Annotated in this window: 3 protein-coding genes; all 3 read left to right on the top strand. The window is 72.6% G+C overall.

What is annotated here, in order from left to right:
- On the top strand, window positions 1-849 hold an 849-nt coding region (locus tag D3105_RS33035; RefSeq protein ID WP_165891137.1), incomplete at its 5' end, for a peptidoglycan recognition protein family protein.
- Between the two features lie 80 nt (window positions 850-929).
- Entirely contained in the window at window positions 930-2,021 is a 1,092-nt protein-coding gene (locus tag D3105_RS33030; RefSeq protein ID WP_118906507.1) for a sugar phosphate nucleotidyltransferase, read from the top strand.
- Between the two features lie 85 nt (window positions 2,022-2,106).
- Window positions 2,107-3,105 carry a DNA-3-methyladenine glycosylase family protein gene (locus D3105_RS33025; protein ID WP_118906506.1) on the top strand — a complete coding sequence of 333 codons (999 nt, stop codon included), beginning with the start codon at window positions 2,107-2,109 and terminating at the stop codon, window positions 3,103-3,105.
- Window positions 3,106-3,318: the final 213 nt, after the last annotated feature.

Below are 3,318 nucleotides of genomic sequence, written 5' to 3'. Positions count from 1 at the left end.
GAGACGGCCCCCGAGCCCGCCCGGGCCGCCCCCGTCGGCCGGACCGCCACCGCGGCGACGTTCGCCGTCAACCCGTCCCCGCCCACGACGACGCCGGCGGTCGTGCCGGAGGTGCTCACCGCCGAGTCCGAGGCGGCCTCGGCCGTCAACGCGGAGCTGGCACCGCTCGGTGCGTCCGTCATCCCCGCGCTGACCAAGGCGGAGACGGAAGAGGCGGCGAACGCCGCGGCCGGGGCGAAGCCGTACATCGGACCCCGGCCGAAGATCATCACCCGTAAGGGCTGGGGCGCGGACGAGAAGCTCCGCGAGCGCCAGTTCGCGTACACGAGGACCGTCAAGGCGGCCTTCGTGCACCACAGCGCGACCGGGAACAACTACACCTGCAAGCAGGCGCCCTCGGTGCTCCGCTCCATCTACCGCTACCACGTCAAGAGCAGCGGCTGGCGCGACTTCGGCTACAACTTCGCCGTCGACAAGTGCGGAAACATCTACGAGGGCCGGGCCGGCGGTGTCACGAAGGCGGTCCTCGGAGCGCACACCCTGGGCTTCAACACCAACACCATGGGCATCGCGGTGCTCGGCTCCTACTCCTCCGCCAACCCGCCCGCCGCCGCGGTGACCGCCGTCTCCAAGCTCACCGCCTGGAAACTGGGCCTGTTCGGCGCCAACCCCAAGGGCAAGGTGACCCTCACCTCCGGCGGAAGCAACAAGTACAAGGCGGGCGTAAAGGTCAAAATGAACGTCATCTCGGGCCATCGGGACGGCTTCGCAACCGAATGCCCCGGAGCGCGTCTCTACAAGAAGCTCGGCACGGCCCGGACCAGCTCCGCCAAACTGCAGGGTCGCTGACCGGAACGGGGCTCGACCGGTCTGCTTAACTGACCAGTCACAAACGATGCCAAGCCCCAGCAGGAAGCAGAGACGGTGCTGTGACAGAGGCAAAAGAAGCGATCCTCCTGGTCGGGGGCAAGGGAACCCGGCTGCGTCCGCTCACGGTGCACACCCCCAAGCCGATGGTCCCGGCGGCGGGGGTCCCCTTCCTCACCCACCAGCTGGCGCGGGCCAGGGCGGCCGGGGTGGAGCACATCGTGCTCGCCACGTCCTACCTGGCCGAGGTGTTCGAGCCCTACTTCGGCGACGGCTCCTCGCTCGGTCTGCACATCGAGTACGTCACCGAGCAGGAGCCGCTCGGCACCGGCGGAGCCATCCGCAACGTCGCGCCGAAGCTGTCCTCGGGCCCGGACGAACCGGTCCTGATCTTCAACGGCGACATCCTGACCGGGCTCGACATCCGGGCCCTGGTCACCTCGCACACCGTCTCCGGGGCGGACGTCTCCCTCCACCTGACCCGGGTGGAGGACCCGCGCGCCTTCGGCCTCGTGCCGACCGACGCGACGGGCCGGGTCACCGCCTTCCTGGAGAAGCCGCAGACGCCCGAGGAGATCGTCACCGACCAGATCAACGCCGGGGCGTACATCTTCCGGCGCTCGGTCATCGACACGATCCCGGCCGGCCGCCCCGTCTCCGTCGAACGCGAGACCTTCCCCGGGCTGCTCGCCTCCGGCGCCCACCTCCAGGGCATGGTCGACTCCACGTACTGGCTGGACCTCGGCACCCCCGGCGCCTTCGTCCGCGGCTCCGCCGACCTCGTCCTCGGCCGCGCCCCGTCCCCGGCGGTCCCCGGCCGCTGCGGCGACCGCCTGGTCCTGCCGACCGCCTCCGTGGCCCCGGACGCGAAGCTCACCGGCGGTACGGTCGTCGGCGCCGGCGCGGTGATCGGCGCGGGCGCGAGGGTAGAGGGCTCCACGATCCTGGAGAACGCGATCGTCGAACCGGGCGCGGTCATCACGGACTCCCTGGTCGGCGCCGGCGCGCGGATCGGCGGCCGTACGGTCCTGGCCGGCGCGGTGATCGGCGACGGCGCCCAGGTGGGCGCGGACAACGAGCTGCGCGACGGGATCAGGATCTGGTGCGACTCGACGCTGCCGGACGCCTCGGTCCGCTTCTCCTCGGACCAGTAGCCCCCGCCTGCCCGTACCCTCGAAGAGCCGCGGGAGGAGCAGCAGCCCTCCCGCACCGACGAGCACCCAGGGACACCGAGGCTTCGTGGCAGGACGATTCGCCCCCCGCACGACGCGGGCAGCGCTGCCGTACCAGGCTGCGGTGCGTGGGGCCGCCGCGCCTGGGGCTGCCGTTCCGCTCACCCGGGAGTGGACGCCACCGGCCCCCCTGGACCTCCGCCTGGTGCTGGGCCCGCTGCGCCGGGGCCCGGCGGACCCGACGTTCCGGATGGTGGGGGACGGCACGTTCTGGCGGGCGACCCGCACCCCCGCGGGCCCCGGCACCCTGCGCATCGCGCGCCACGGCGAGCGGATCGCGGCGACGGCGTGGGGCCCCGGCGCGGACTGGCTGCTGGAGGGCCTGCCGACGCTCCTGGGCGCGGAGGACGACCCGGACGCGTTCGTCCCGCGCCACCGCCTGCTGGCCCTGACCCGGCACCGCCGCCCGGGCCTGCGCCTGCTGCGCACGGGCCTGGTGCTGGAGTCGCTGATCCCCTCGGTCCTGGAGCAGAAGGTCACCACGGACGAGGCGTACCGCGCCTGGCGCCACCTGGTCCGCCGCTTCGGCACCCCCGCCCCCGGTCCCACCGCCGACCTGGGCCTGCACGTCATGCCGGACCCACGCGGCTGGGCGATGATCCCGTCCTGGGAATGGCACAAGGCGAACGTGGACGCCAAGCGCTCGTCGACGATCCTGCGAGCCGTACGCGTGGCCCGCCGCCTGGAGGAAGCGGCGACGATGCCCCTGCCCGAGGCCCGGACCCGCCTCCAGCTCATCCCCGGAATCGGCCCCTGGACGGCGGCGGAGACCCTCCAGCGCTCGAACGGCGCGGCAGACGCGGTCACGGTGGGCGACCTGCACCTCCCCGGCATCGTGGGCCACGCCCTGGCGGACAACCGCGACGCGGACGACGAGGAAATGCTGAGGCTGCTGACCCCTTACGAGGGTCAACGCCACCGAGCGACCCGCCTGATCCTGCTCTCGGGCCGCATCCCGGCACGCAGAGCCCCGAGAATGCAGCCGGGCAACATCGTGAACCTGTAGCGCTGCCTTTTCTCTGAGCTCCTCCGGCACCCCCCGCCCCTCCGGCGACGCGTCTCCAGCGTCTCCGGGCCATCTCAGCCCCTCCGGCGCTTGAGGAGAGGGGTCCGGGGCAGAGCCCCGAAATCCAGCCCGTCCGGCGCTTGAGGACAAACCGGCGCCCGGGGCGGAGCCCCGGAACCCCCACCCGTCCTCAAGCGCCGGACGGGCTGGATT

The sequence above is a fragment of the Streptomyces globisporus genome, assembly GCF_003501885.1.
Taxonomy (GTDB): domain Bacteria; phylum Actinomycetota; class Actinomycetes; order Streptomycetales; family Streptomycetaceae; genus Streptomyces; species Streptomyces globisporus_D.
Note: the sequence above shows the minus strand (reverse complement) of the source record. Positions and strands in the feature narration are given on the sequence as shown.